The sequence below is a fragment of the Ralstonia sp. Ralssp135 genome (genome assembly GCF_047304345.1).
Lineage (GTDB): Bacteria > Pseudomonadota > Gammaproteobacteria > Burkholderiales > Burkholderiaceae > Ralstonia > Ralstonia chuxiongensis.
This window is the reverse complement of record NZ_JBGLYZ010000008.1, coordinates 49,034-75,555: the sequence shown is the minus strand read 5'-3', so window position 1 is coordinate 75,555 and position 26,522 is coordinate 49,034. Positions and strand designations below refer to the sequence as shown.

Below are 26,522 nucleotides of genomic sequence, written 5' to 3'. Positions count from 1 at the left end.
TCCACTAAGCCAAGTGGACATGGGGCGATGTAGCCCGAGGTTGCGCAACCGTCTGCCGAGCCGATCAGCGGTTTCGCCAAGAAGCCTCATGATCATCGATTGCACTGAACCGCATGCCGTGCTGCCACCCACTCCTCGTTTGTAGGCTCCACTGCTACGCGAATCCGACTCGCTGAACTGGAAATGATCGCCGCATGCGCTTGGTTGGCCTCGTCATCCAGGTCGGCACCCAAATAGCCAAGTGCGCCCACAACGCGTTCGCGCAGCACGGCATTGTGTTCGCCAATACCCGCCGTGAAGACCAAGAAATCCAGGCCACCCAGCACGGCCACCAGGGCACCGATCTCACGGACGATCCGGCGCACGTAGAGCGCGAGCGCTGCCTGCGCACGCGGGTTGTCAGCCTCTCGCGCAATCAGCTCGCGCGGGTCGGAAGACAGCCCTGACACCCCAAGCAGACCCGATTCGTGATACAGCACGTGCCCGACCTGTGCTGGGGAAAGATGCTCCGTCTCCATCATGTAGAGCACCGCACCCGGATCAAGCGCGCCGCATCGCGTCCCCATCATCAGGCCATCGAGGGCGGAAAACCCCATGGTTGTGGCTACGCTCTTCAGCCCGTGCATTGCACATAGGCTGGCGCCGCTTCCCAGGTGCGCGACGATGGTTCGCCCGAGTGCGATATCGCCATGCCGTTCCGGCAAAGCGATCGACATGTATTCGTACGACAACCCATGAAAGCCATAGCGCCGCAGACCGCGCTCCCACGCCGTATAAGGCAGCGGCAGCATCGTCTCGACCTGTGACAGCGTGCGGTGGAAAGCGGTATCGAAGCACGCGACTTGCGGCACATCAGGCAAGTCTGACAGAAGCGCCTCGATGGCCTCCAGGGCAAACGGCTGATGCAGCGGCGCCAGCGGAATGTAGCTGCGTAGATCGGACAACACATCGGCGCTCACGCGTACCGGGGCGAAGTATTTGGAGCCGCCATGCACCACCCGGTGCGCCACGGCCATCAGCCGGCGGCCGTCCAGCCTGTGCTCGACACGCTGGCGAATGTTTAAGAGCGCGGCGTGATATGGCTGCGCACTGTCAAGCTCTAGCGATTGTGTTGGCGCGCCTGCCTCTGTCGCCACGGGGTGCTCGGTGCCGATGCCCTCCACTTTGCCGCTCCACATGGGTGCGCGCGGCAATGGATCCAGGATGGCATCGAACAACGCAAACTTGATGCTCGACGAGCCGCAATTCAGTACGACGATGCAATCGTTCATGGCGGTAAGTTGCGGTAACGGTGAGCCAGCAAGGTGGCAACGGCACACGACGCGATACGCGACTCGCGCGAGTCGGCACGGCTGGTCAACACAATGGGTACGCGGGCGCCGAGCACAATGCCTGCGCTGGCAGCGCCGCCCAGGTATTCCAGCTGTTTGGCGAGCATGTTGCCGCTTTCCAGATCGGGCACAACCAGCACATCGGCCTGACCAGCGACTTCCGAAACAATGCCCTTGATACGCGCTGCAGCGGCAGATACCGCGTTGTCGAAAGCCAGCGGCCCGTCCAGCACACCGCCCTCGATCTGACCGCGGTCGGCCATCTTGCACAGTGCGGCCGCATCAAGCGTGGCGGGCATGCGCGGGTTCACAGTCTCGATCGCCGCCAGGATCGCCACCCGCGGCCGTTCAACGCCAATCGCATGCGCCAGATCGATGGCGTTGCGGACGATGTCCGCCTTTTGATCCAGGGTCGGCGCGATGTTGATGGCGGCATCCGTCACGATAAACGGGCGCGGATACGCTGGCGACTGCATCAGAAAACAATGGCTGATCCGACGTTTGGTACGCAGCCCTGCCTCCTCGCGCACCACCGCCGCCATCAACTCGTCGGTATGCAGGCTGCCCTTCATCAGCGCCTCTGCCCTGCCCTGCGTGACAAGCTCCACTGCGCGGGTGGCGGCGGCGCTGCTGTGCGGCACGTCTTCGATCTCGATGCCCTTGAGGTCAAGGCCGGCTTCGGCGGCTACGCGCATCAGCTTGGCGTACGGTGCAACAAGGCAAGGCACGATCAGACCTTCAGCGTGCGCGTCCATCACGGCGGACAGGCTCAGCGCGTCGCACGGGTGGACGACCGCCATGCGGATCGCACCAAGAGGCCGTACATGGTCGAGCAAGCGGTGGATCCCATCACTGCCGGTGGTGATGCGCACGTCCGGCAGTGTGGTCCGCGGACGCTCGATCCGCTCGGTGGGCGCGATGACCTCAGCCTCGCCCGTGATGGCCACCGTGCCGCGGTCGTTTGTACACGTGCATGCCAGCTTGATCCGCTTTCTTTCCTCCTCCTTGCTGACCACAGTCACGCGAATGGTCAAGGTGTCGCCCACGCGCACCGGTGCGAGGAATTGCAGCGTCTGCCCAAGGTAGATCGTTCCCGGCCCCGGCAAACGCGTGCCAAGCAAAGCGGAGATAAGCGCGCCGCCCAGCATGCCGTGGGCAATCACACCATGAAAACGCGTGGACGCCGCAAACTCCGGATCCAGGTGCTGCGGGTTGACGTCCCCAGACAACACAGCAAAGAGCTGGATGTCCTCCGCCGTGAGCGTGCGCAGAATGGCAGCCGTGTCGCCAATGGCAATCTCGTCAAAGGTGCGATTGCGCACCACGCTCAGATCGCCACCCGGCAGCAGCACCGGCGGTGCAGACAGATGATCGGGGCCCATGTGTGCTCGTCAGGAAGCTTGGTGGAGTTGACCGTTGCCCTTGCCGGGCGCACGTACAGGAGTTGACCGTTCGGGTGCGGAGCGGAGCAATGCATCGCCCGGCACGCCCCACGCCGACAGCATGCCCTGCAGGGCCGTATTGACCGGCATGGCATTGCCTGCCGTGCTCAATGCCCGTACGGAAGCCTGCTGCCATTCCAGCATGACCCGCTGGTAATCCGCCACGAAGCTCGATTGGTTAGAGATGGCCGTCTGCAGCACGCCTTGCAGCACATTCATGGTGCGCTGGCTGGTCTGCCAGAATGCGTTGGGCAGCAGCGCTGCAAAGGCGTTCCAGTCTTCGACGCCTTGCAGATCGGCCAGCGCAGACTCGGTGCGAGCAACGTCTTGCGCCAGCAGCTCGGCGCCCAGTTCATACCAGCGCTGCCGTGTTGCCTTGAGCAGACCCAACGTCTGCAGCGCGAACTTGACTTGCGCCTTTTGGAGCGCGAGAGGCACGTTGGCGGGTGTATCCATGTTGGCTCCTTTAAGCCATCTGGCTGATGGTTTGGCGAAAGCGCGTCAATGATGCGAGAAACAGCACGGTCCCGATTACGCAGATGGCCAGACACTGCGGCCACACGACCTCGAGCCCCGCACCCCGATAGAGAATGGCTTGCGAAGCCGACACAAAGTGCGTGGTTGGCGCGGCGAACATGATGTCCTGCACGACGCTGGGCATGCTCTCGCGCGGGGTGGTCCCGCCCGATAGCAACTGCAGCGGCAGCAACACCAGAACCAACAGCATGCCGAACTGCGGCATGGAGCGCGCCACCGTCGCAAGAAAAATCCCCATGGAGGTCGTGGCAAACAGATGCAGCGTAGCCACCAGCATGAACAGCAGAATCGAGCCTTCGATCGGTACATGCAGCGCGCCCTGCACCACGCACACCAGTGCAACAAGCGCGGCCACCACCACCACCAGCCCCATCGACCAGACCTTGGACACCATGATCTCGAATGGCGTGACAGGCATCACCAGCAGGTGCTCGATCGTGCCGTGCTCGCGCTCGCGGATGAGTGCGGCGCCGGTCAGGATGATCGAGAGCATGGTCACGTTGTTGATGATTTCCATCAACGAGCCGAACCACGTCTGCTCAAGGTTCGGGTTGAAGCGCGTGCGCAGCACCAGGTCGACCGGCGTGGCTGGCGCGGCGCGGTGGCGCTGCAGGAACGTATTCACCTCGCCTGAGACGATCTGCTGGATGTAGCCGTTGCCGGTAAAGGCCTGGCTCATGCGCGTGGCGTCGATGTTGAGCTGGATGGACGGTGCGCGGCCCGCCAGCACATCGCGCTGGAAGTTGGGCGGGATGTCGAGTACGAACGTGTAGCGGCCGCTGTCCATGCCTGGGTCCACCTCGGTGAGCGGGATCAGCGCCGGCGTGCGGAAATGCGGTGGATAGAAGCTCGAGACAATGCGCGCCGACAGCGGTGAGCTGTCTTCATCGACGATGGCGATCGAGGCATTGTGCAGGCTCGCCGGCATGGCAGTCGCCGCCACGTAGATCGACACCGTGAAGGTATAGACGATGAGCACCAGCATCATCGGGTCGCGCGCCAGGCTTCGTAATTCCTTGATGCCAAGACGGAAGATGTTGTTCAGGCGAGCGGTGCGGCGATCGATCGGAAGGCTCGGCATGATGTGGCTCTCCTACCTTTCCTGCTTGCGCAGCATCAGCAAGGTGGCGCCCAGGATGAACGGCACCGCCGCCAGGAGTGGCCAGAAGGCGCTGCCCAACGCACCCATATCCAGCGCCTTGCTGAACACGCCCCGGCTGATGGTCAGGAAATGCGTGGCCGGATACACGCGTCCGATCAAGGCCCCCGCCCCTTCCAGCGACGACACCGGATTGAGCAATCCGGCAAACTGCACACAAGGAATGATTGTGCCGATCATGGTGACGAACATGGCCGCGATCTGGCTTTGCGTGAAGGTGGACGCAAACAGCCCAAAACCCGTCGAACACGTCACGAAGATCAGCGCCCCCAGCGCGAGCGTTGCAAAGCTGCCCTTGATCGGCACACCGAACACCGTCACCGCCAGCAGCGCCAGCAAGAAGAAGTTCAGCATGGCCAGCACGATATACGGCGCCTGCTTGCCGAGCACAAACTCCGCACGGGTGACCGGTGTCACGTAGAAATTGATGATGGAGCCCAGCTCCTTTTCACGCACCACCGACAACGCCGCCAGCATCGCGGGAATCATCATCAGCAGCATCGGAATCACGGCGGGCACCATGGCAGGCAGGCTTTTCACGTCGGGGTTGTAGCGATAGCGCGTTTCGACGCTGCTGGGTGTCGCAAGACGCACACCCAGCCGGTGTACAGCCGCATCCGCGAGCCAGAGCTGGTGGATGGCCTGCACGTAACCGCGAACAGTTTCTGCGCGGGTGGGCATTGCACCATCCACCCAGGCGCCGATCTGTACGGTCGCGCCGCGTTCAATGTCGCGTGCAAAGCCCGGCGGGATTTCAATCGCCAGCGACAACTCGCCGTTGCGCATGCGGCGGTCCAACTCAGCGTAGTCACGAATCGGGGGTTTTTCGATGAAATAACGCGAGCCCGCCAGGTTGAGCGTGTAGTCGTGCGAAAGCACGGTCTGGTCGCGATCCAGCACGGCGTACGTCAGGTTCTCCACATCCAGGCTGATGCCGTATCCGATGATGAACATCAGAATGGCCGTACCCAGCAGCGCCAGCGTGGCGCGCACGCGGTCGCGGCGCAGCTCCAGCGCCTCACGCTGCGAATAGCTCAGTGCTCGAGCAAGACTGAAGCGGCGGCGCGCGGGCATGCCGCTAGGCGCGCTGGCGGCAGCCGTGCGTACGGGCAGCGGCGCGGCAATCTTGGCGGTGCCCTCAGACGCTTCGGCGGCCTCCTGCAGATAGGCAACGAACGCCTGCTCCAGCGTCTGTGTGCCGCGAGCACGCACCAGCGCCGCGGGCGCATCGCTCACCAGCACGCGGCCGGCATGCATGAGCGAGATGCGGTCGCATCGCTCGGCCTCGTTCATGAAGTGCGTGGAGATGAAGATGGTCACGCGATCCCGCCGGGCGAGGTCGATCATCAGGCGCCAGAACATATCGCGCGCGACCGGGTCCACACCGGAAGTTGGCTCATCCAGGATCAACAGCTCAGGCTTGTGAACCATCGCCACGGCCAGCGACAGCCGCTGCCGCATGCCCAGCGGCAAGCTCTGGGGCAGGCTGTCGGACACCTCTTGCAGCCCGAAACGGGTCAGCATCTCGGCCGCACGCGACTGCACCTCCGGCTCAGGCACCAGGAACAGGCGCGCATGCAGCACAAGGTTCTGGCGCACGGTCAGCTCGCCATACAGAGAGAACGCCTGCGACATGTAGCCCACGCGCCGGCGTGTGTCGATGTCCTTCGGATCGATCGGGTGACCAAACAACCACGCTTGGCCCTCGCTGGCAGGCAGCAGGCCGGTGAGCATCTTCATGGTGGTCGACTTGCCGCAGCCGTTCGAGCCGAGAAAGCCGAAGATCTCTCCACGACGGATTCGGAAGTCGACGTGGTCGACCGCCACAAAGTCGCCAAAGCGCATGGTCAGGCCGCTCGCCTGCACGGCCACATCGTCTTCTGCACCGGCCACCAGGGGTGGCACCACCACGGCTTGATGACCCTGCCGGCGCGTGAGCGGCAGGAGCGCAATGAAAGCGGCTTCAAGCGAATCGGTACCGGCACGGCTGCGCAGTTCGGCCGGCGTGCCGGTGGCAAGCACCTGCCCCGCATCCATGGCGACCAGCCAGTCGAAGCGCTCAGCCTCTTCCATGTAAGCCGTGGCCACGATCACGCTCATGCCGGGGCGCGCAGCGCGAATATCGGCAATCAAGTCCCAGAACTGCGTGCGCGAGAGCGGGTCAACGCCCGTGGTCGGCTCGTCCAGGATCAGAAGATCCGGGTCGTGGATCAGCGCGCAGCACAAGGCCAGCTTCTGTTTCATGCCGCCCGACAGCTTGCCGGCTGGGCGTGAGAGAAACGCCCGCAGGCCGGTGCTGGACGTGAGCGCATCAATGCGGTGTCGGCGCTCCGCCGCATCGTGGCCGAACAGCCGGCCGAAGAACTGCAGGTTCTCCTCGATCGACAGCGTGGGGTACAGATTGCGGCCCAACCCTTGCGGCATGTAAGCAATGCGTGGACCGACCGCGGCGCGCGCACGGCGATCGGCCATGTCGCTGCCCAGCACATGCACTGCGCCGTCCTGCAGGGCACGCGCGCCGGCCACCAATGACAACAGGCTGGACTTGCCCACGCCGTCCGGGCCGATCAGTCCGACCATGCACCCGGCGGGCAAGTCGAGCGTGACGCCATCCAGCGCCAGCGTCTTGCGATAGCGCAGGCTCACGCCGGCCAGGCTCGCCACCGGCGGCGCAAGGCGCCCGTCATGTAACGCAGATGGGTCGGCAGAGGTGGTCACTGCGGAACCTTGATCGCCAAGCCGGCCGGCCATTCGGCTTGCCCGTCGAGCTTGAGCCACGCCATGCCGGGCAGGCCAGTCTTCACCAGCTTCAGGTGTTTGCGCAGCAGATCGCGATCGATCTGGGCCTTGACGCGGAACATCAGCTTCTGGCGCTCGCTGGCCGTCTCCACGGTCTTGGGGGTGAATTGCGCAGTGCTGGCCACAAAGGACACGCGCGCCGGAATCACGAATTGCGGCGCAGCGTCGAGCACGATACGCACTTCGCTGCCCATGGCAATGCGGCCTGCGTCCGTCTCCGGCACGAAGAAGGTCATGTAGACGTCGGAAAGATCCACGAGATTGAGCAGGCGCCCGCCACCGGCCAGAACCTCACCGGGCTGGGCGATGCGGTATTGCACGCGGGCGTCGCGCGGGGCCGTCAAGGCGCTGTCATCGATATCCGCCTTGATGCGCAGTACGGTTGCGTCGGCCGCCTTGACGGTGGCACCGGCGCCGGCCACCTGCGTACGGGCGGCCAATACGGCGGCCTGCGCCGCCTCGGCTTGCGCGCGGGCCGCCACAAGCGCGGCCTTGGCGCTGCGCACCCGGGCGCGGTCGTCGTCCAGCTCCTGCATCGACGAGGCCCCTTCGTTCGACAGCGTCTCGGACCGTGTCAACCGCCGTTGCGCGGCATCCAGATCGCTCTCACGCAGGGCGATCTGCGCCAGTGCGGCCTGCCGGTCAGCCTCTCGTACAGCCACCTGGGCCTGTGCACTTGCCACGGCAGAAACCGATTGCTGCTGCCGCGCCTGAGCTTCGTCGCGCTGCGCCTCCAACGTCTGCACCTGCATGTGCGCAAGCGGCTGGCCGGCCCGCACGAAGTCGCCCTCATCCACAAGGATGTCTTGCACGCGGCCGGGAAGCTTGGTGGCTACGTCGATTTCGGTGGCCTCGATCCGGCCGTTGCCGCTCACAAAGCCCTTTCCGGGCCCGTCTTGCCGCAAGGCCTTCCATGCGAACGCCCCACCGGCGACCACCAAGGCGGCAGCGAGCAGCGCAATCCATCGTTGTCGGGGAGTCGTGGTCATGGTGTTGGTTCGCCCGATACGCGCGGTGGCGGCGTCGGGCTCAGATGGGGTTGCGGATCGGGTGCGGATTCGACAGCTTGCGTGCCGCCGCCCAGCGCCGCATACAGGCCAACGCGGCTCGACAGAAGCGCGCGGCGCACCTGCACCAGTTGCTGCTGAGCGGCAAGCAAATCGCGCTGGGCGTCAAGCACCTCGAGGAATGTCGATGCGCCGGCGTCGAAACGCAGTTGTGACAGCCGAGCGCGTTCGGTCTGCGCTGCTAGCGCGGCCTTCGCAATGTCGAGCTGTTCGGCCACCCACTTGCGTGCGGACAGCGCGTCGGACACGTCGCGGAAAGCGCTCTGCACTGTCTTCTCGTAGGCAGCCACGGCTAGGTCTCGGCGGGCTTCTGCCAAGTCAAGGTTGCTGCGCAGCTTGCCGCCTTCAAACAGCGGGAGGCTGATGCTGGGTGCAAAAACCCAGGCGCGCGTACCGGGCGCAAACAGATTGCCCAGTTCCGGGCTGATCGTGCCGTAAGCGCCGGTCAGGGCCACGCGGGGGAAAAACGCCGCCCGTGCCGCACCGATGCTGGCGTGCGCGGCACGCAGGCGGTGCTCCGCGGCCACAATGTCCGGGCGCTGCGTCAGCAGGTCGGAAGGCAGGCCCGCGCGTAGCTCGGCCAGCATGCGGTGCTCGTCAAGTGGCTCAGAAACCGGTGGCAAGTCGATCGGCTTGCCGACAAGCAAGGCCAGGCCGTGCGCCTGCGCGTCGCGCGCCTGCTGCAATTGCGTCAACAGCGCCTGCGCCTGGGTCAGCAGGGTCTCGACCTGCGTTTGGTTCAATCGTGAAGTCGCGCCCACTGCCACGCGGCGCGAGAAAATGCGCAGTGTCTCGGTTCGGCTGTCCACGGTTTGCTGCGCCAGCGCGATGCGCTCGTCCAGTTCACGCAGCACCAGGTAGCTGTCGGCCACCTGCGCGATCAGCCCAAGCGCTACCGCACGGCGCGCGGCGTCGGAAGCCACATAACTTTCCAGTGCGGCGTCGTTGAGGTTGCGTACGCGCCCCCAGAAATCGATCTCCCAACTGGAGACCCCGGCGCCCACCTGGTACTGAGTGACACGCATGGGCGTGCCGAATGGGCTCAAGTCCGCCGGAATGCTCAGGCGGCTGATGCCGGCCTGCGCGTCGAGGTGCGGAAATATCTCCGCCCGCTGGATACCAAACGCAGCACGCGCCTCTTCCACCCGCAGCACGGCGGTGCGCAGGTCGCGGTTATTCTCCAGCGCCTGAGCGATCAACGCCTGCAGGCGCTTGTCCGTAAAGTACGCCTGCCAGCCGGTGGCGGAGGCTGACAGGCCAGCGCGGCCATCGTCGGCGTCGTAGTGCTGAGCCACGGGCAAGGCAGGTGCCTCGTAAGGCGGCGCCATCGAGATGCAAGCCGACAGGGCCAGCGCAGTGGCAGAGGCCACCATGGCGACCATACGCGTGCCGGCGTACCTGCCGCATGCCCGGCGTTGTTTCTCCACACGCATCTATTTCTCCAGCACGTAGGTGCCGGGCGCATCGGCCAGTGGCGGCAGTCCGGGTACGCCCATCTTCGGCGGTTTGACCGCTGTGGCGCCCGATGCATGCGCGACCAGCCATGCTTGCCATGCTGGCCACCATGAACCGTCGGTGGTGGGGGCCGATGCCAGCCAGTCATCTGGCGCCGCTGATGTCTCGCCGACGTGGCGTGTCTGCATCTGGAACCGCCGATGCGAGTTGGCCGGCGGGCTGACGATGCCGGCGTTATGACCGCCGCTTGTCAACACGAACGTCAGCTCCGACTCGGTCAAGTGATGCAGCTTGTAGACCGAGCGCCATGGCGCCACGTGGTCGGTCAACGTGCCCACCACGAAGATCGGCAGGTCGATGTCGTTAAGGGCCACCGGCTTGCCGTTGACGGGGTAGCGGCCCTCGCTCAGGTCGTCGTTCAGAAACAGATGCCGCAGATACTGGCTGTGCATCCGCGCGGGCATGCGCGTGGCATCGGCGTTCCAGGCCATCAGATCGTTCATGGGTGCACGATCGCCCAGCAGGTATTCACCCACCACCCTCGACCACAGCAAGTCGTACGAGCGCAGCATCTGGAAGGCTCCGGCCATCTGGCTCGCGCGCAGATAGCCGGTCTGCTCCATCTGCGCTTCCAGTAGACCGACCTGTGCCTCGTCGATGAACAGGCCGAGTTCGCCCGGTTCGCAAAAATCTGTCTGCGCGGCAAAGAGCGTCATCGACGCCAGCCGCGCATCGCCATCGCGCGCCATGGCAGCCGCGGCAATGGCCAATAGCGTGCCCCCGAGGCAGTAACCGGTGGCGTGGACGCGCTGGCCCGGCACGATGGCATTGACGGCATCGAGCGCGGCAAAGACACCGAGCTTGAGGTAGTCATCCATGTCGAGACCGCGATCGGCCTCGTCGGGATTTTTCCAGGAGATGCAGAACACGGTATGGCCCTGCTCTACCAGATAGCGGATCAGCGAGTTCTGCGGCGACAGATCCAGGATGTAGTACTTCATGATCCATGCCGGCACGATCAGGATGGGCTCGGCCTGGACCTTGCTCGTGGTCGGCGCGTACTGGATCAGCTCGATCAGGCGGTTGCGCAGGACCACCTTGCCGGGCGTGATGGCAACGTCGCGGCCCACCGCAAAGCGTTCAGTGCCGGCGGCTGGCGCGCCGCTCATCGAGCGCTCCAGATCATCAAGCGCATTCAGTGCGCCACGCACGAGATTGGTGCCGTGCTGCTCAAAGGTCCGGCGCAGGACAATCGGGTTGGTTGCCAGTTGGTTGCCCGGTGACATCATGTCGAGCCATTGACGCGCAGCAAAGGCAACCACGTCCTCATGATGTTTGGCGACCCCCCACACGCCGCGCGTGGCCGCCTCCCACCATTGTTCGGTCAACAGGAAGGACTGGTGCAATACGTTGAACGGCCACAGGCGCCACTCGTCAGCCGAGAAACGACGGTCGCGGGCCGGCGGCTGGACGCAAAGGCACACGTCCTGAGGGCCGGACGCCATACAGTCCCGGATGTAACGCTCGAGTTGTTCGGCCTGCGTCAGCGCCAGGCGGCACAGATCCAGCCGCTTCCCAGGCGAGACGGCAAGATGCAGCGCCCAATCAAGCAACGCTAGTTGCATTGATGCGAGGGACAGCGAATTCGATGTGCGGGCAAGAGCAGCGTGAAACGGCAGATCGATCTGTTCTGCAGTCGATGAAGACGGCACGGGGGCGGTGCGCATAGTTGGGGCGTCAAACGATTGCCAATATGCGATCCATTAGATGCCAGCGGCTACCGACCAGACTTGACGCACCTCAAACCGGGACAAGAGCGCGGACTCTAGACAGTGTCAAAGAAATGACATCTGCAGTTTCCTGCCAGTCGTCACAGAGGCTTCGCCCGCGCCTTACGAGCCTAAATGGGTGTGTTAGAGTCCGGCGGGGAAAACGTGACGATCTGCAAGATCGGCCCCACATTTCCATCGCTCTCAACGTTGTAGCCGCAAATCTGTTGCACCAACAGGATGCATTGGGCGCATGGCGCGGGCGTCGCGAGACGAGATGACTTTCCCACCTGTCAGGCCAAAATAGCCAAAGGGCGGCGCAATTTCCTACGAACGGCTCGGCAACGCCATTTGTGGTTGAGATATTGATCCGGATTGACATCGGCGCGCTCGCGGCCCCGGCCCACCTGCCTCGTCATCGAGGCGCAACGAACAATCCATTTAGAGAAAACCGTGTTCACTTGCATCAACCAGAGCTGCGGCACGCAGTGGGAGCTGTCCGACGTCGTCATCAAGGATGAGGGCCAAGGGCCGCTGTTCCGCTGTGCGCTATGCGGCGCGCGCAACTATCTCAAACGCGTCGAAACCAAAGACGGCCGGGTCATCTACAAGCAAATCGAAGGCAAGCCGCTCAAGTGATCCAACGCAACGACATGACCATCGAACCAACCGCCACGCCCTTCACCACCCTAGCGCTCGCCCCGGCCGTGCTCGCGAACCTTGCGCAGCTCGGCTACACCGACATGACGCCGATCCAGGCTGCAAGCCTGCCCATCGCGCTTGCGGGCCACGATCTGATCGCGCAGGCAAAGACGGGCAGCGGCAAAACGGCAGCGTTTGCGCTGGCACTGCTCGCACGGCTCGACGCGCGCAGCTTCGACGTGCAGGCGATGGTGCTCTGCCCGACGCGCGAGCTTGCCGATCAGGTTGCGCAGGAAATCCGCCGCCTGGCACGCGCCGAAGAAAACGTAAAGGTACTGACGCTCTGCGGCGGCACACCGATGCGCCCGCAGGCGGCGAGCCTCGAACATGGCGCGCACGTCATCGTCGGCACGCCGGGGCGCATCATGGACCATCTGGAACGCGGCAATCTTGCGCTCGGCGCACTGAAGACGCTCGTACTTGACGAAGCAGACCGCATGCTCGACATGGGCTTCTTCGATGACATCGCGACGGTCGTGCGCCAATGCCCGCCTGATCGACAGACGCTGCTGTTCTCGGCGACCTACCCGGAAGGTATTGCGAAGCTGAGCCAGCGCATTCTGCGCAATCCAAAAGAGGTGAAGCTCGAAGAGCGCCACGACGACAGCAAGATTCGCCAGCGCTTCTACGAGGTGCCCGACAACAAGCGGCTGCATGCGGTCGGGCTGCTGCTCAAGCACTATCGGCCGGTGAGCACGCTCGCGTTCTGCAACACCAAGCAGCAATGCCGTGACCTGCTCGACGTGCTGCGCGCTCAGGGCATCCACGCGCTGGCGCTGCATGGCGAACTCGAACAGCGCGAGCGCGATCAGGTATTGATCCAGTTCGCGAACCGCAGTTGCTCGGTGCTCGTGGCAACGGACGTTGCCGCGCGCGGGCTCGACATTGCGCAGCTCGAAGCGGTGATCAACGTTGACGTGACGCCCGACCCCGAAGTGCACGTGCATCGCATTGGCCGCACGGGCCGTGCCGATGAGAACGGCTGGGCGTTGAGCCTCGCGAGCATGGACGAAATGGGCCGTGTCGGCAACATCGAGCAGGCCCTCGGGCGCGAGGTCGAATGGCACAAGCTCGACGAGCTTGATACCGGCAATGACGCACCGCTGCTGCCGCCAATGGAAACGCTACAGATTCTCGGCGGACGCAAGGAGAAGATCCGCCCCGGCGATGTGCTCGGTGCCCTGACAGGCGACGCCGGCTTTCGGGGCGACCAGATCGGCAAGATCAACGTGACCGAATTCTCGACCTACGTTGCGGTCGACCGCGGCATCGCACGCGAGGCGCTGCGCAAGCTCAACGGCGGCACGCTGAAGGGCAAGAAGGTCAGGGTTCGGCTCATGGACGAATGACCCCCTGCCCCTGCGCAGTTACCGGTTGCCGCTCGTAGGAAGAGCGCGATTCAACCCAGCATGGCAGCGGCAACGCCCGCCGCCGCACAAAACGCCACCACAATCAGCGGTGGCGTTTTCCATCGCGTCAGCAGCAGGAACGCAATCGCCGCGACGGCAAAGTCGCTCCATGACCGCACGGCGCTCGTCCAGACGGGTGTGTAAAGGGCAAAAGCCAGCAATCCAACGACTGCGGCATTCACACCCGCCAGCAGCGCCGCCATGGAAGGACGCGCGCGCAACGCCTGCCAGTAAGGCAGCGCCGCGATGACCAGCAGCAGGCCCGGCAGAAAAATGCCCACCGTGGCAAGCGCAGCCCCGGCCCAGTGATTCAGCCCCGGTCCGATCGTCCAGCCAAGGAAAGCGGCGAAGGTGAACAACGGCCCGGGCACGGCCTGCGCGGCGCCGTAGCCTGCCAAGAAATCGTTCGACGTGACCCAACCCGTCGCGACCGTCTGATGCTCCAGCAGCGGAAGCACGACGTGCCCGCCCCCGAAAACCAACGCGCCCGAACGATAGAACGCGTCGAACACCTTGGCGGGCATCCATGGATGAAGACCTGCAATAACCGGAAGCCCGAACAGCAGCGCGCAGAAGAGTACCAGACTGACGATGCTCGCCACGTGAGACACGCGGAATGCAGCCCCCTGCTCCGCCCTCGGAGCACCACTCGCCGGACGGGACGATCGGCATAACATCAGCCCCAGTACGGCGCCAAGCACGATCACGACAAGTTGCGCGTAAACGGTCGTCAACGCGCTGAGCACGGCGATGCTGATCAGCGCGATACCTGCGCGCTGCCAGTCAGGACAGAGCTTGCGCGCCATGTCCCACACGGCCTGCGCCACCACCGCAACGGCAACCAGCTTCAAACCGTGGATCAGGCCCGCGCCAATCGGGCCGCCCAAGCTCGGCGCGAGCATCGCAAAGACCAGCAGCAGCAAGACGGAAGGCAGCGTAAAGCCGCACCATGCCGCCAACCCACCGCGCCATCCCGCCCGAAGCAGCCCGACGGAAAACCCCACCTGGCTGCTGGCAGGCCCAGGCAGAAACTGGCAAAGCCCGACAAGGTCGGTGAATGTTGCGTCGTCCAGCCAGCGGCGGCGCTCCACGAACTCGCGCCGGAAGTAGCCGATATGTGCGACCGGCCCACCGAAACTGGTGAGACCCAGCTTGAGAAAGACCGCCAGCACTTCCATGGCAGAGCCCGCTTGATGTGTGCGGGACGGTGTGGCGGATGCGGTCATTTGCGGGCGAGATCGACGTTTGGGAAGCGCGTATTAGAACATTGCCGCCGTGGCATAGAAGGCAACTAAAGTGGCAGGATAGGCATCGCCGTCACCGTCACCGTCACCGTCATTGGACGCTTCCGCGTATCCCATCATGCACTTCGCTCAGACCATTGGCGCGCAGCGCTATGTGTTCAACGATCTCAAGACGCTCCTGGCCAAAGCCAGCCCGGCGCGCTCCGGCGACTATCTGGCGGGCCTGGCCGCAGCCAGCGAAGGCGAGCGCATGGCCGCGCGCATGGCGCTGGCAGACGTGCCGCTGTCGGCGTTCCTTAACGAAGCGCTGGTGCCCTATGAGGAAGACGAGATCACGCGCCTGATTCTTGATCGGCACGACGCGCAGGCCTTCCAGCCGATCGCCTCGCTCACGGTGGGCGAGTTCCGTAACTGGCTGCTCCTGCATGAGACGGACAGCCAGACGCTGGCAAGCGTCGCGCGCGGCATCACGCCCGAAATGGCCGCCGCGGTCAGCAAGCTGATGCGCAATCAGGATCTGATTTCCGTGGCCCGCAAGTGCCGCGTGGTCACGCGCTTTCGCAACACCATCGGCTTGCCCGGCCGATTGTCAGTCCGGCTGCAGCCCAATCACCCGACGGACGACCCCAAAGGTATTGCCGCGTCGATCATCGATGGCCTGCTCTATGGCTGCGGCGATGCGACCATCGGAATCAACCCTGCGGGCGACAATCTCGGTGCGATCGTATCGCTGCTGCAATTGGTCGATGAACTGCGCAATCGCTACGCCATTCCCACGCAGTCGTGCGTGCTGACCCACGTGACGAACACACTGCGCGCCATTGACCAGGGCGCGCCGGTTGACCTGGTGTTTCAGTCGGTAGCGGGCAGCGAACAGGCCAACGCTGGATTCGGCATCAGCCTTGCCTTGCTGGCCGAGGCGCATGACGCCGCGCAGAGCCTGGCGCGCGGTACGGTCGGCAATAACGTGATGTATTTCGAGACCGGCCAGGGCAGCGCGTTGTCGGCCAATGCGCATCACGGCGTCGATCAGCAAACCATGGAGGCGCGTGCCTATGCGGTGGCGCGGGCGTTCTCGCCGTTGCTGGTCAACACGGTGGTCGGTTTTATCGGTCCGGAGTATCTCTACGACGGCAAGCAGATCATCCGCGCGGGGCTGGAAGACCACTTCTGCGGCAAGCTGATGGGCCTGCCCATGGGCTGCGACGTCTGCTACACCAACCACGCTGAAGCCGATCAGGACGACATGGATACGCTGCTCACACTGTTTGGCGTGGCGGGCATCCACTTCATCATGGGCGTGCCGGGCGCCGACGACATCATGCTCAATTACCAGAGCACGTCGTTTCATGACGCACTCTATCTGCGCGACACGTTGGGCCTGCGGCCGGCGCCGGAGTTTGAGGCGTGGCTGCAAAGCATGGGCATTGTCGACACCGTTGGGCGCCTGCAAGACGCCACGGCGCGGCAGCCGCTGCTGCAGTTGGCCCACGCGCTGTGAATCCCGCTGGGAAGCCGAACATGCCCAAACACCCCCTCGTTCAGCCGAATCCGTGGACACACCTGCGCGCCTTCACCGACGCGCGCATTGCGTTGGGCCGGGCCGGCAACAGCCAGACGACTGACGCTGTGCTCGCGTTTGGCGTGGCACATGCCCAAGCGCGCGATGCCGTGCACTTGCCGCTCGATAGCACGGCGTTGTCGGCCGCGCTTGGGCAGGCGGGCCTCACGGCATTGACCGTGCACAGCGCGGCAGCTGACCGCGCCCAGTATCTCCGCCGTCCAGATCTCGGCCGCCGGCTTGACGATGCCAGCCGAGCAAAACTCGGCCCGTTGCGGCCAGCACAGCCCTTCGACGTTGTCTTTGTGATTGCTGACGGGCTTTCCGCATTGGCGGCGCAAAGCCACAGCGTGCCGGTGCTGTGCTGCGCGCGCGATCGTCTGCCGCGCGACTGGTCCATCGGCCCTGTTGTCATCGCCGGGCAGTCTCGCGTTGCGCTGGGGGATGAGATCGGTGCGTTGCTTGGTGCGCGGCAGGTGGTGATGCTGATCGGTGAACGGCCGGGGTTGAGTTCGCCTGACAGCCTAGGCATTTACCTGACCTACGCGCCGCGAGTCGGCTGCTCCGATGCGCAGCGCAACTGCATCTCGAATGTGCGGCCGGCAGGCCTGACCTATGACCAGGCGGCGACCCGGCTGGTGTTCCTGCTCAAAGGCGCGCTGGCGCTCGGCCGCAGTGGCGTGGACCTGAAGGACGACACGCCATCCATCGCCTCCGGTGCGGCCCGACTTGCCGAACGCCACGACCCGTGACACACTCCCTCCCGCTGCCCACACCGGCAGCACGCAGGCGCGGCTGACGCACCAACGACAGCTGCAACACGCCGCAGGAGAGACCGGGCTTAACGCGCACACGCGCAACGCCCGGCGCCGATGGAGCAACCACCCCGGAAACTCTCAGGCAAAAGGACTGTGGCGTCGACTGCGAATCTGGAGAGAGGCGTACACGCGTGCGCCCACCGAAGGGGAAGGCGCCAGCGCTGCTGATGCCCAAGCTCTCAGGTCCCAAGACAGATGGGGTGAGCCGACCGGATCGTCCGGTCATGACATCACTCCATAGGGACCGCCATGACGCACATCGTCATCGTCGGCGCCGGCATATCCGGCGTCACCACTGCTTACACGCTCTCGCAACTCGGCTATCAGGTCACGGTGCTCGACCGCCACTTGTATCCGGCCATGGAAACCTCGTTCGCCAACGGCGGGCAGCTTTCCGCCAGCAACGCTGAAGTCTGGAACAGCACCGGCACGCTGCTCAAGGGCATCAAATGGATGCTGCGCAACGACGCCCCGCTCCTGCTCAATCCCAAGCCGTCGTGGCATAAGTATTCGTGGATCGGCGAGTTCGTGGCCAGCATCGCGCACTACCGCCGCAACACCATCGAAACAACGCGCATGGCCATCGAGGCACGCAAGCATCTGTTTGCGATGGCCGAACGAGAGCAGATCGATTTCGATCTGCAGAAGCGCGGCATTCTGCACGTCTATCACGACAAGGCGAGCTTTGCGGCCGCAGGCAAGGCCAACGCCCTGCTCGTCGCCGGCGGGCTTGAGCGCCACGCCGTGAGCCGTGAAGACATTGCCGCCATCGAGCCCACACTGCGGGGCAACTATTACGGCGGTTATTTCACCGAGTCCGACGCCACCGGCGACATCCACAAGTTCACGCGCGGTCTCGCGCAGGCGTGCGAAAAACGCGGCGTGCGCTTTATGCAAGGTGTGGATGTGCGCGATGTGCAAACCACTGAGGGCGGCGTTCGCCTCCTGCTGCAGACCACACTGGATGACCGCCTTTCCACCAGCGAGGCGAATGTCGCGCAGGACCTTGCCGCCGACGCGATGGTCGTGTGCGCGGGCGTGGGCAGCCGGCATATCGCGCAGATGGTGGGCGATCGCATCAACGTGTATCCGGTCAAGGGATATTCGATCACGGTGCACCTGGACGACGAAGCCAGCGTGCAAGGCGCGCCGTGGGTCAGCCTGCTCGATGAGAGCGCGAAGATCGTGACCAGCCGCCTCGGCGCTGGCCGCTTCCGCGTGGCCGGCACGGCGGAGTTCAACGGTTACAACCGCGATATCCGCGCGGACCGCATCGAGCCCCTGGTGGCCTGGACGCGCCGCAACTTTGCGATTGGCACGTCGCGCGTGGTGCCGTGGGCTGGCTTGCGCCCGATGATGCCGGACATGATGCCGCGCGTCGGCCGTGGGCGGCATGGGCGCGTGTTCTACAACACGGGCCACGGGCATCTGGGCTGGACGCTATCCGGCGCCACCGCCGCAATGGTGGGCGACGTGATCGCGCGCGACTGCCCGGTGCATTGATCGCAACAAAAGAAAAAGCCCGCCGAGAGTCTCGGCGGGCTTTTTCATTGCGAGAGCGATCGGAGCGATCAGAACTTGTGCCGCACGCCCAACATGACGCCCAGGCGCGAGTTGTTGCCATACGTGTTGCCCGAGTTGTTGAACGCGGCCGCGCTGTTAAGCGCAATCCAGGCACCCTGCAGGCGGGTGTAGTCAACTTCGGCGTAGACGTCGGTGCGCTTGCTGAAGGCGTAGTCGAGCATGCCGGCGGTGGTCAGGCGCTTGCCGCTCGCGTCGAGATGCTTCATCCAGTCATATTGCACGGTGCCGATGAAACTCAGTGCGCCGGAGATCGGCACCTTCGCACCCACATAGGCGGCTTGGTTCTTGTAGTCGGCCACGTCGAGGCGGCTGTTTGTATAGCCCAGGTACCACGTGGCAATCGAGGTATCGAGCTTGCCGCCAAAGCCCCAGACCGTCTGCTTGCTAGCCAGCGCAGCCGGCACCGCACCGAAGAACGCCGACGACACATCGCGCGTGACCTGATACACCGCGCCCACTTCAGCCGGACCCATGCTGTAGACGATCGAGCCGGCGCCGGCCGAACTCTTGCTGAAGCTGCCCGCTGCCTCGCCAAAGGTCCATGCGCCGGCAAGTTGCAGGCCGCCGAACGATTTGATGTATTTGACCGTGTTGTCGTAGCGCAGGCCGGTGTAGTTGCCGCCCTGATAGCCAACGATGGAGTTGTTGGCAAACGCCATCGCCTCGTACGAAGACAAGACCTCGTGCGCCAGCGTGTATTGCCGGCCGAGGTAGAGCTTGCCGTAATCGCCTTCCAGGCCGACCACCGCGGTGCGTCCGAACAGACGCCCGCCCTGCTGGCTACCGCCGGTATCGGGGGAGAAGCCCGATTCCAGGATGAACATGGCCTTGGTGCCGCCGCCCAGGTCTTCCGTGCCGCGCAAGCCCCAACGGCTGCCGGTCAGCACACCGTCTGTCATCTGCAGATTGCTGTTGCCTGCCGCATTTTCGTGCGTGCTGTAGCGGATGGTGGTGTCGATCAGCCCGTAGAGCGTGACACCGCCGGCGGTTTGCGCCGCCGCTGGCAGGCTCGTGGCTCCGAGCACCAGTGCGGCAATCATTGTCTTGTTCATGGCTCCCTTGTCTCCTCTTTGGTGTGATGGGTATGGATGTGCGACGGCCGCACGCGCAGCCGCGGTGTTGCGTGGATAGCGCCCACGGCCGCACAACCGTGAGCGCAAGATTTCTCGTGTCTCAGTGGTCAGCCGAAGTGGTGGCGCCGCGGCTCAGTTGTGCCTGCACAGCCATGCGCACGGCAGCGTTTGCTGCGCCGTAGCCCAGGTAGCCGTTGCGCTGGACAAGCTCGAAGAAGAAGCGCTCGCGAAAGGGTTCGGTGTAGGCGTGCAGAAAATCGCCGTGCGGGTCGCGGTCGTAGAGAAGACCGTCGTCGTGCAGGCGGGTGAGCAGCGCGTCATCCAGCCCAAGCCGGGCGGCAACGTCGTCGTAATAGTTCTCCGGCACGTGCTGCAGGCAGGCCGCGCCACGGTCAATGGCCTCAATGGTCTCGAACAGCCGCTCAGTGCGGAATGCAATGTGATGCACCCCCGAGCCCGCGTAGGCGGTGATGAACCTGCCTGTGGCCGTGCGCCCGCTTTCCGATACGTTGAGCGGAATCCGCACGTTGCGGTCCGGGCTCACCATCGCCCGGCTTTTCACGAGGCCGTAGGGGTCGGCAATCTCCTGTACGGCTTCGGCGTGCATGCCGAAGATGGCCCGATAGAACAGCACAAAGCTGTCGAGCCGGTGCGCGGGCAGCGCCTGCGCTACATGGTCAATCGATGCCCACCCGGCTACATCGTCTTGCACGCCAGGATGCAAGACAAAATCGCTTTCGTAGATGCTGCGATCGGCCTCGCGATCGTCGATCAGATAGAGCAGCGTGCCATCGGGTGCGCGCAGCGCGGGAATGCTGCGCTCAGTCGGCCCCACGGGCCCGCGCCACTCCTGGGCGCACAGCTCACGTGCGCGTGTCATGGCGCGCTCGGCATCGTCCACCTTCAGGCCGATCGCACAGACCGACGGCCCGTGCAACTGGAAGTGCTCCGACGCGGCGCTGTCCTGCTCCATGTTCAGGATCACGTTGACGCCGCCTTGCCGATACAGGTCAACCGCCTTGGAGCGATGGTGCCCCGCAAGGATAAAACCCAGCGCACGCAGGCGCGTTTCAAGTTCCCGTCCTGCCGCAGCATCCACGGCAAACTCCAGAAAATCCACGCCTTCAAATTGAGCAGCCGCAGGCAGTTCCGCACCGCCAGCTTCGGCCTCCAACCAGCGCAGCGAACGCATGCCATCCAGTGCCGTGAGCCGCGCCGGTGCAGAGCGGAATTCGTCATTGAAGACCTCAAGCGACAACGGCCCGGTATAGCCCGCAGCAAGCAAGTCGCGCGCAAAGTCCGTCACCGGCAGGTCACCCTGCCCCGGGAAATTACGGTGATGCCGGCTCCAGGACAGTACGTCCATCGACAACTTCGGGGCGTCTGCAAATTGCACGAAGAAGAGCTTGTCCGCCGGCACGTCGTGAATGCCATCCAGCGTGTCGCCCAGCGACAGCGTATGGAAGCTGTCGAGAATCAGCCCGAGCGCCGGGTGGTCAGCCTGCCGCACGATCTGCCACGCCTGGCGCCAGGTCCGCGTGTGCCGCCCCCAGGCGAGCGCCTCATAGCCCACGCGCAGCCCGCGCCGTGCCGCTGCTTCTGCCATCTGGCGCAGATCGTCTGCCGCGCGCGCAGGATCGTCGATGGCGATGTCCTGCACGTTGCTGCAGACGAGCACCATCTCGACGCCCAACTCGGCCATCACGTCAAACTTGCGCTCGGCACGCGCCAGGTTTCGCGCGAACAACTCTCGCGGCATGGCTTCGAAATCGCGGAACGGCTGATACAGCATGATCGTCAGACCAAGTTCCGCTGCCATTTGACGCACGCGCGCCGGCGATCCATCGAAATTCAACAGGTCGTTTTCGAAGATCTCGACACCGTCGAAGCCCGCGGCGGCGGCGGCCGCCAGCTTTTCTGGCAGCGTGCCGGACAGGCACACCGTGGCGATGCATTTGGGGCGAGGTGCTGGGTGAAGCGAGTTCATGACGATACGGTGGTCGGGCATCAAGCAATGCCCGCAGCGTAGGAGCGCCCCCACATGCCGACAAGCGGCATTCGCGCAACAGCGTTCGATGATCGTACAATCGTGCGCACATATCGCTCGTTTTTAGGGTTATCGCCATGACGAAGGAACCGCTGAACCGGCGCGACTGGATCGCTGGGCTGGAAAAAGGGCTCGCCATCCTGGAGGCGTTCGACCACGAGCACCCGCGCCTGACGCCCACCCAGGCCGCCGAGTTGACCGGCCTCACCCGCACGGCCGCGCGCCGCTACCTGCTGACCCTCGAACACCTCGGCTACCTCACCAGCGAGGGCACGCTGTTCAGCTTGACGCCGCGCGTGCTGAAGGTGGGCTGGTCGTACTTCGATTCGGCGCGCTTGCCGCGCACGGTGCAGCCCTTCCTGCAGCAGGTGACTGCCGCTGTGGGCGAGGTGGCGTACCTCAGCGTGCTGGATGATTGGGAGCTCGTTTTCATTTCGCGCACCAGCACCAGCCGGGTCATGAGCACGGGATTCGTGCTGGGCGCGCGCGTGCCGGCGCCACTCGCGTCGGCCGGCGTGATGATGCTGGCCGCGCAGCCCGAGCAGAAGGTCAAGGCATGGCTGGAAACCTGCGTGCTGACGCCCTATACGCCCTACACCATCCTGCAGCGGGACCGCCTGTTCGATGAAATCCGCAAGGCCGGCCGGCAGGACTACGCCGTGGTCGAACAGCAACTGCAGATTGGCGTGCGTGGCGTGGCGGTGCCGTTGCGCGATCGGCATGGCAACGTGATTGCCGCGCTGAGCGTGAACATGCAAGTCGGTGAGGAAACCACCGAGCACGCCTTGCAGCGTGTGCTGCAGGTACTGCAGGACACAGCGCTTTCGATCATGCGCGTGCTGTAGCGCGCCACGCACGTCCGTTGCACCAAGACCTCACGCTTTGACAGACGTATGAACTCGGAGAAACCCTTGAGTCGTACGTTATTCGCACCACGTTGTGCGATTATCGAACGAATTCAATCGGCAGTCGCTTGTGCCCCGCCCGGGCGGCGGACTACGCTGCGTTGCGTGTACAGACGGCCCTTCATCGAACGAATCGCACGATAGGCCGCACAGATAAAACCGGAGACAACCATGACCGCAGCCCCTGCCCATGAACCCCTGGGCAAGCACCAGTCGAAGAAAGCCGCCGCCAGCGGCTGGATCGGCTCGGCGCTCGAGTACTACGACTTCTTCATCTACGCCACCGCCGCAGCGCTGATCTTTCCGCAGATCTTCTTCCCCAAGGGTGACCCGAAGACGGCCATCATCGCCTCGCTGGCGACGTACGGCGTGGGTTATATCGCGCGGCCGATCGGCGCGTTCGTGCTGGGCCATCTGGGCGACACGCACGGGCGCAAGAACGTGCTGCTCTGGTGCATGTTCCTGATGGGTTTTTCGACGATTGCCGTGGGCCTGCTGCCCACGTATGACCAAGTCGGTCTGTGGGCTCCCGCATTGCTGGTCATCATGCGCTTGATCCAGGGCTTTGCCGTGGCCGGTGAAATCTCGGGCGCCAGCTCGATGATCCTGGAGCACGCACCGTTTGGCCGGCGCGGGTTCTTCGCGAGCTTTACGCTGCAAGGCGTGCAGGCCGGGCAGATCCTGGCGGCCGCCGTATTCCTACCGCTGGCGCACTACATGCCCGCCGACCAGTTCAACGCCTGGGGCTGGCGCATTCCGTTCGTTCTGAGCTTCGTCGTCATCATCGCCGGCTACATCATCCGCCGCGAAGTGCACGAAACCCCCGCGTTTACCGCTGAGCAACAGCAACAAGGCCGCCCGCGCTCCCCCGTGATCGACGCCTTCAAATACAGCACGCCCGACATGCTGCGCGTGGTCTGCATGGCCCTGATGAACGTGATTCCGGTGGTGGCGACCATCTTTGGCGCCGCCTATGCGGTGCAGCCGGCTTACGGCATCGGCTTTGCCCAAGACATCTACCTGTGGATTCCGGTGGTGGGCAACATCGTTGCGGTACTCGTCATTCCGTATGTTGGTGACCTGTCCGACCGCATCGGCCGCAAGCCGCCGATCGTGATCGGTTCGCTGCTCGCTGGCCTGCTCGCCTTTGCCTACCTGTACGCCATCAGCATCAAGAACGTGCCGCTCGCCTTCGTCATCTCGATTCTGATGTGGGGCGTGGTCTACCAGGGCTACAACGCGGTGTTCCCGAGCTTCTATCCGGAATTGTTCCCGACGCGCACCCGTGTGTCGGCCATGGCAATTTCGCAGAACGTCGGCACGGCTATCACCGCCATGCTGCCGGCCCTCTTCACCGCCGTGGCACCGCCGGGAGCCACCAACATCTGGCTGACCGTGGGCGCCATTGCCTTTGGCGTCACGGTGATTGCCGCCGTGGCCGCCATGACCGCACGCGAGACCTACCGCATTCATATGGACGAGCTGGGCCAGCCAGCCGCCCAACCCGTCGACAAGGCCGAATATGCCCGCCAGCGGGCCGGAGCCTTGGCCGCCTGAAACACGCACGCCTGAACCATGATTTCTGGAAAAACCACCCTCATTGCCCACATCGGCTACCCGACCGAGACCTTCAAGTCGCCGATGATCTACAACCCCTGGTTCGAGCAAAAAGGCATCGACGCCGTTGTGGTGCCCATGGGGGTGAAGGCAGAGGATTATGCGCAGAGCTTCGAATCGATCTGCCGCTTTACCAACCTGCGCGGCGCGCTGATCACCATGCCGCACAAGGTCACCACGGTGGATCTGGTCGATGAAGTTACGCCGGCCGTGCGCATCGCGGGCGCCTGCAATGCGGTGCTCAAGCGCGATGACGGCACGTTGCTGGGCGACCAGTTCGACGGTGCCGGGTTCGTGCGCGGCGTGCTGCGCAAGGGTCGCCAACTGGAAGGGGCGCGTGTGCTGCTCTCGGGGGCCGGCGGTGTCGGCTCGGCGATTGCCGCGTCGCTGGCTGCTGCGGGTGTCGGCGAGCTTGCCTTGTATGACACGCGCGCAGAATCAGCTGAATCGCTGGGGCGGCGTCTGCGCGAGCACTACCCAGCGTTGGTGGTGCGCACCGGGTCGAATGATCCGGACGGCTTCGACGTGGTGGTCAACGCCACGCCGGTGGGCATGAAAGAAGACGATCCGCTGCCCTTCGACGTGGCACGCATCGCGCCGAGCTGCTTTGTCGGCGAGGTGGTCATGAAATCCGAGTACACGCCGCTGCTGCGCGCGGCGCTCGACAAGGGCTGCGATGTCCAGGTCGGCACCGACATGCTGTTCGAGATGATTCCCGCGTACCTGGAGTTCTTCGGCTTCGGCACCGCCACCGCAGATGAGCTGCGGCGCAGCGCAGCCATTGCATACTGAGCTGATGACGCGTCGCCCTCTGAGCTTTGCCCTGCTGTTGCCGTTGCTGCTATCGGCGCAACCGGTTGCGACCGACAGTTATCTCCCCGCCCTGCCCGCCATTGCCAAGACGCTGGGATCGGCCAGCACGAGCCTCACGGTCTTCGCGCTGGCCTTTGGCATTGGGCAACTGCCGATGGGCAGCCTGGCCGATCGTTTTGGCCGCCGCCAAGTGCTGTTGATCGGGCTCGCGTGCTATGCCATGGCTGCACTGGCCGGCGCGCTGGCGACAACCGCTTCCCTGTTGACCGCCGCACGCGCCCTGCAGGGTTTCTCGATGGCCGCCATCCTGGTGTGCGCACGCGCCGCTGTGCGCGATCTGCACCCGGCGCGCGATGGTCCGCACGTCATGGCACGCGGCCTCACGGGGCTGGGTTTCGTGGCGTTGATGGCACCGATTCTGGGCGCCTTTGTCGCACAACACGCGGGTTGGCGCTGGGTTCTGGCAGGCATGAGCTTCTATGCAATCGTGCTGTGGGCGATGTGCTGGTACGGCTTTGCCGAAACCCGGCAAGAGACGCACGCCCAGGCTGGCAGCGTGCGCGAGATCTTCGCCAGCGCAGATTTTCGCGTCTGGGGGTTGCTGGCAGCCACGACCTACGCCGGCATCTTCTGCTTCCTGCTGCTTTCGCCGATGGTCTATATCGCGTACCTCGGCCTGTCTCCCGAGCTTTATGGCTGGATACCGGCCGGCGGATCGCTCGTCTATATCCTGAGCACGACGGGCTGTCGGCGCCTGCTGCGCAGGCAGAGCCTCGTGCGGACGGTGCAGCAAGGCGCAACGCTCAGCCTGTTGGGCGCCGGCATCCAGGGACTGGGCTGCTGGCTGCTTCCCGGGCAAGCATGGCCGCTGCTGCTCGGGCACGGCATCTATTGCATGGGCCACGGCATTCACCAGCCTTGCGGCCAAGCCGGTGCGGTGGGCGAACTGCCACATCTTGCAGGGCGGGCGGTGTCATGGTCAGGCTTCATCATGATGCTGGCGGCCTTCTGCCTGGGGCAGACAGCGGCAGCGTTTGACGACACATCGCACAGCCTCGGTGCCTGGCCCATGGTGGTGCCGATGATGCTTGCCGGCGCCGTGCTGGCGTCCATCGCCTTCCTTTGGCTACCGAAGCTGCAGAGCCAGCCGGATCCACAAAGCGCTGCCGCATAGCAACTGCTGGATGCGC

General features: G+C 64.3%; 20 protein-coding genes and 1 riboswitch. Of the genes, 9 read left to right on the top strand and 11 right to left on the bottom strand.

Annotated features, from left to right (window positions below; genetic code table 11):
• Positions 1-92: 92 nt before the first annotated feature.
• Genes ACCD03_RS08570 through ACCD03_RS08535 form a run of 8 tightly spaced genes read right to left on the bottom strand, consistent with a single transcriptional unit; the run spans position 93 to position 11,517 of the window.
• Complete coding sequence (locus tag ACCD03_RS08570) at positions 93-1,271, bottom strand: acetate/propionate family kinase (protein ID WP_413411305.1); 1,179 nt, start codon at positions 1,269-1,271, stop codon at positions 93-95.
• The gene (locus ACCD03_RS08565) at positions 1,268-2,713 is read right to left on the bottom strand and encodes a bifunctional enoyl-CoA hydratase/phosphate acetyltransferase (protein ID WP_316674436.1); all 1,446 of its coding nucleotides are present in this window, start codon (positions 2,711-2,713) and stop codon (positions 1,268-1,270) included. Before ACCD03_RS08565 ends, ACCD03_RS08570 begins: the two co-directional genes overlap by 4 nt.
• Positions 2,714-2,722: 9 nt before the next feature.
• A complete protein-coding gene (locus ACCD03_RS08560) occupies positions 2,723-3,229 on the bottom strand; it encodes a hypothetical protein (protein ID WP_253534461.1) in 507 nt (168 codons plus the stop codon).
• Positions 3,230-3,239: 10 nt separating this feature from the next.
• Positions 3,240-4,391: an ABC transporter permease gene (locus tag ACCD03_RS08555; protein WP_045203857.1), complete on the bottom strand. Its 1,152-nt coding sequence runs from the start codon at positions 4,389-4,391 to the stop codon at positions 3,240-3,242.
• A gap of 12 nt (positions 4,392-4,403) precedes the next feature.
• Complete coding sequence (rbbA, locus tag ACCD03_RS08550; protein WP_413411304.1) at positions 4,404-7,220, bottom strand: ribosome-associated ATPase/putative transporter RbbA; 2,817 nt, start codon at positions 7,218-7,220, stop codon at positions 4,404-4,406.
• Positions 7,184-8,257 (bottom strand): HlyD family secretion protein, encoded by a 1,074-nt coding sequence (locus tag ACCD03_RS08545; protein ID WP_316674447.1) that lies wholly within the window; start codon positions 8,255-8,257, stop codon positions 7,184-7,186. Before ACCD03_RS08545 ends, rbbA begins: the two co-directional genes overlap by 37 nt.
• The gene (locus ACCD03_RS08540; RefSeq protein WP_045204037.1) at positions 8,254-9,717 is read right to left on the bottom strand and encodes an efflux transporter outer membrane subunit; all 1,464 of its coding nucleotides are present in this window, start codon (positions 9,715-9,717) and stop codon (positions 8,254-8,256) included. Before ACCD03_RS08540 ends, ACCD03_RS08545 begins: the two co-directional genes overlap by 4 nt.
• 51 nt (positions 9,718-9,768) lie before the next feature.
• A complete protein-coding gene (locus ACCD03_RS08535; RefSeq protein ID WP_413411303.1) occupies positions 9,769-11,517 on the bottom strand; it encodes a PHA/PHB synthase family protein in 1,749 nt (582 codons plus the stop codon).
• 495 nt (positions 11,518-12,012) lie between these two features.
• Here ACCD03_RS08535 and ACCD03_RS08530 point away from each other — a divergent pair, with 495 nt between their 5' ends.
• Together ACCD03_RS08530 and dbpA are read left to right on the top strand one after the other, a co-directional pair.
• The gene (locus tag ACCD03_RS08530; protein WP_024978748.1) at positions 12,013-12,198 is read left to right on the top strand and encodes a hypothetical protein; all 186 of its coding nucleotides are present in this window, start codon (positions 12,013-12,015) and stop codon (positions 12,196-12,198) included.
• Positions 12,199-12,212: 14 nt separating this feature from the next.
• Positions 12,213-13,610 carry an ATP-dependent RNA helicase DbpA gene (gene dbpA / locus ACCD03_RS08525; RefSeq protein WP_413411302.1) on the top strand — a complete coding sequence of 466 codons (1,398 nt, stop codon included), beginning with the start codon at positions 12,213-12,215 and terminating at the stop codon, positions 13,608-13,610.
• Between the two features lie 50 nt (positions 13,611-13,660).
• On the opposite strand, the gene chrA is transcribed toward dbpA, so the two are convergent.
• On the bottom strand, positions 13,661-14,896 hold the full coding sequence (gene chrA, locus ACCD03_RS08520) for a chromate efflux transporter (RefSeq protein ID WP_413411301.1): 1,236 nt from the start codon (positions 14,894-14,896) through the stop codon (positions 13,661-13,663).
• 136 nt (positions 14,897-15,032) lie between these two features.
• Between chrA and ACCD03_RS08515 the strand changes: the two genes are divergently transcribed.
• From ACCD03_RS08515 to ACCD03_RS08505, 3 genes are all read left to right on the top strand, one after another.
• Entirely contained in the window at positions 15,033-16,415 is a 1,383-nt protein-coding gene (locus ACCD03_RS08515) for an ethanolamine ammonia-lyase subunit EutB (RefSeq protein WP_413411300.1), read from the top strand.
• 20 nt (positions 16,416-16,435) lie between these two features.
• Positions 16,436-17,227, top strand: coding sequence for an ethanolamine ammonia-lyase subunit EutC (gene eutC, locus ACCD03_RS08510; protein ID WP_413411299.1), 792 nt, complete (start codon positions 16,436-16,438; stop codon positions 17,225-17,227).
• A gap of 64 nt (positions 17,228-17,291) precedes the next feature.
• A riboswitch (glycine riboswitch) is annotated at positions 17,292-17,397 on the top strand.
• A 145-nt stretch (positions 17,398-17,542) separates the two neighbouring features.
• A complete protein-coding gene (locus ACCD03_RS08505; RefSeq protein WP_413411298.1) occupies positions 17,543-18,796 on the top strand; it encodes a D-amino acid dehydrogenase in 1,254 nt (417 codons plus the stop codon).
• Between the two features lie 68 nt (positions 18,797-18,864).
• On the opposite strand, the gene ACCD03_RS08500 is transcribed toward ACCD03_RS08505, so the two are convergent.
• Both ACCD03_RS08500 and ACCD03_RS08495 read right to left on the bottom strand, forming a co-directional pair.
• Positions 18,865-19,929 (bottom strand): porin, encoded by a 1,065-nt coding sequence (locus tag ACCD03_RS08500; RefSeq protein WP_253534480.1) that lies wholly within the window; start codon positions 19,927-19,929, stop codon positions 18,865-18,867.
• 121 nt (positions 19,930-20,050) lie between these two features.
• The gene (locus ACCD03_RS08495) at positions 20,051-21,937 is read right to left on the bottom strand and encodes a bifunctional sugar phosphate isomerase/epimerase/4-hydroxyphenylpyruvate dioxygenase family protein (protein ID WP_413411355.1); all 1,887 of its coding nucleotides are present in this window, start codon (positions 21,935-21,937) and stop codon (positions 20,051-20,053) included.
• Between the two features lie 137 nt (positions 21,938-22,074).
• On the opposite strand from ACCD03_RS08495, the gene ACCD03_RS08490 reads away from it, so the two are divergent.
• The 4 genes from ACCD03_RS08490 to ACCD03_RS08475 all read left to right on the top strand — a co-directional run bounded on the left by ACCD03_RS08490 (position 22,075) and on the right by ACCD03_RS08475 (position 26,506).
• Positions 22,075-22,842, top strand: coding sequence for an IclR family transcriptional regulator C-terminal domain-containing protein (locus ACCD03_RS08490; protein ID WP_009240699.1), 768 nt, complete (start codon positions 22,075-22,077; stop codon positions 22,840-22,842).
• A gap of 231 nt (positions 22,843-23,073) precedes the next feature.
• Positions 23,074-24,459 (top strand): MFS transporter, encoded by a 1,386-nt coding sequence (locus ACCD03_RS08485; RefSeq protein WP_253534488.1) that lies wholly within the window; start codon positions 23,074-23,076, stop codon positions 24,457-24,459.
• A gap of 18 nt (positions 24,460-24,477) precedes the next feature.
• Complete coding sequence (locus tag ACCD03_RS08480) at positions 24,478-25,311, top strand: shikimate dehydrogenase family protein (protein WP_325652897.1); 834 nt, start codon at positions 24,478-24,480, stop codon at positions 25,309-25,311.
• A 4-nt stretch (positions 25,312-25,315) separates the two neighbouring features.
• Positions 25,316-26,506, top strand: a complete 1,191-nt coding sequence (locus ACCD03_RS08475; RefSeq protein ID WP_413411296.1) for an MFS transporter — start codon at positions 25,316-25,318, stop codon at positions 26,504-26,506.
• Positions 26,507-26,522 lie beyond the last annotated feature (16 nt).

What these genes read in the sequence shown, in the direction of transcription:
- ACCD03_RS08570 (WP_413411305.1), bottom strand. Translation starts at nt 1,271, where the DNA reads ATGAACGATTGCATCGTCGTACTGAATTGCGGCTCGTCGAGCATCAAG.
- ACCD03_RS08565 (WP_316674436.1), bottom strand. Translation starts at nt 2,713, where the DNA reads ATGGGCCCCGATCATCTGTCTGCACCGCCGGTGCTGCTGCCGGGTGGC.
- ACCD03_RS08560 (WP_253534461.1), bottom strand. Translation starts at nt 3,229, where the DNA reads ATGGATACACCCGCCAACGTGCCTCTCGCGCTCCAAAAGGCGCAAGTC.
- ACCD03_RS08555 (WP_045203857.1), bottom strand. Translation starts at nt 4,391, where the DNA reads ATGCCGAGCCTTCCGATCGATCGCCGCACCGCTCGCCTGAACAACATC.
- rbbA (WP_413411304.1), bottom strand. Translation starts at nt 7,220, where the DNA reads ATGGCCGGCCGGCTTGGCGATCAAGGTTCCGCAGTGACCACCTCTGCC.
- ACCD03_RS08545 (WP_316674447.1), bottom strand. Translation starts at nt 8,257, where the DNA reads ATGACCACGACTCCCCGACAACGATGGATTGCGCTGCTCGCTGCCGCC.
- ACCD03_RS08540 (WP_045204037.1), bottom strand. Translation starts at nt 9,717, where the DNA reads ATGGTCGCCATGGTGGCCTCTGCCACTGCGCTGGCCCTGTCGGCTTGC.
- ACCD03_RS08535 (WP_413411303.1), bottom strand. Translation starts at nt 11,517, where the DNA reads ATGCGCACCGCCCCCGTGCCGTCTTCATCGACTGCAGAACAGATCGAT.
- dbpA (WP_413411302.1), top strand. Translation starts at nt 12,213, where the DNA reads ATGACCATCGAACCAACCGCCACGCCCTTCACCACCCTAGCGCTCGCC.
- chrA (WP_413411301.1), bottom strand. Translation starts at nt 14,896, where the DNA reads ATGACCGCATCCGCCACACCGTCCCGCACACATCAAGCGGGCTCTGCC.
- ACCD03_RS08515 (WP_413411300.1), top strand. Translation starts at nt 15,033, where the DNA reads ATGCACTTCGCTCAGACCATTGGCGCGCAGCGCTATGTGTTCAACGAT.
- eutC (WP_413411299.1), top strand. Translation starts at nt 16,436, where the DNA reads ATGCCCAAACACCCCCTCGTTCAGCCGAATCCGTGGACACACCTGCGC.
- ACCD03_RS08505 (WP_413411298.1), top strand. Translation starts at nt 17,543, where the DNA reads ATGACGCACATCGTCATCGTCGGCGCCGGCATATCCGGCGTCACCACT.
- ACCD03_RS08500 (WP_253534480.1), bottom strand. Translation starts at nt 19,929, where the DNA reads ATGAACAAGACAATGATTGCCGCACTGGTGCTCGGAGCCACGAGCCTG.
- ACCD03_RS08495 (WP_413411355.1), bottom strand. Translation starts at nt 21,937, where the DNA reads ATGAACTCGCTTCACCCAGCACCTCGCCCCAAATGCATCGCCACGGTG.
- ACCD03_RS08490 (WP_009240699.1), top strand. Translation starts at nt 22,075, where the DNA reads ATGACGAAGGAACCGCTGAACCGGCGCGACTGGATCGCTGGGCTGGAA.
- ACCD03_RS08485 (WP_253534488.1), top strand. Translation starts at nt 23,074, where the DNA reads ATGACCGCAGCCCCTGCCCATGAACCCCTGGGCAAGCACCAGTCGAAG.
- ACCD03_RS08480 (WP_325652897.1), top strand. Translation starts at nt 24,478, where the DNA reads ATGATTTCTGGAAAAACCACCCTCATTGCCCACATCGGCTACCCGACC.
- ACCD03_RS08475 (WP_413411296.1), top strand. Translation starts at nt 25,316, where the DNA reads ATGACGCGTCGCCCTCTGAGCTTTGCCCTGCTGTTGCCGTTGCTGCTA.